2 tRNA genes are annotated in these 342 nt (G+C 49.7%); both read right to left on the reverse strand.

What is annotated here, in order from left to right:
• Positions 1-58: 58 nt before the first annotated feature.
• Positions 59-134, reverse strand: a tRNA-Ala gene (locus GBAG_RS21755).
• Positions 135-247: 113 nt separating this feature from the next.
• Positions 248-324: transfer RNA gene (locus GBAG_RS21760), tRNA-Ile, on the reverse strand.
• Positions 325-342: the final 18 nt, after the last annotated feature.

Below are 342 nucleotides of genomic sequence, written 5' to 3' on the forward strand. Positions count from 1 at the left end.
TACTTCTCAGCACACTGTTAAACAGTACACTTAGAAGTATTGGATGAGCATGAAATGATGGTGGAGCTAAGCGGGATCGAACCGCTGACCTCCTGCGTGCAAGGCAGGCGCTCTCCCAGCTGAGCTATAGCCCCATCGATTTCGTAAAACCTTTGATTTACCGTGAATTATTCGCTAGTCAAGGCGCAGCGTCACGAAGCATATTGAAATATGCGAGTGATGCTGTAACGCAGGATAGCGGAGAATCTGGTAGGCCTGAGTGGACTTGAACCACCGACCTCACCCTTATCAGGGGTGCGCTCTAACCACCTGAGCTACAAGCCTATAAGGTTTTACTGCTCG

Source organism: Buttiauxella agrestis ATCC 33320, assembly GCF_000735355.1.
Classification (GTDB): domain Bacteria; phylum Pseudomonadota; class Gammaproteobacteria; order Enterobacterales; family Enterobacteriaceae; genus Buttiauxella; species Buttiauxella agrestis.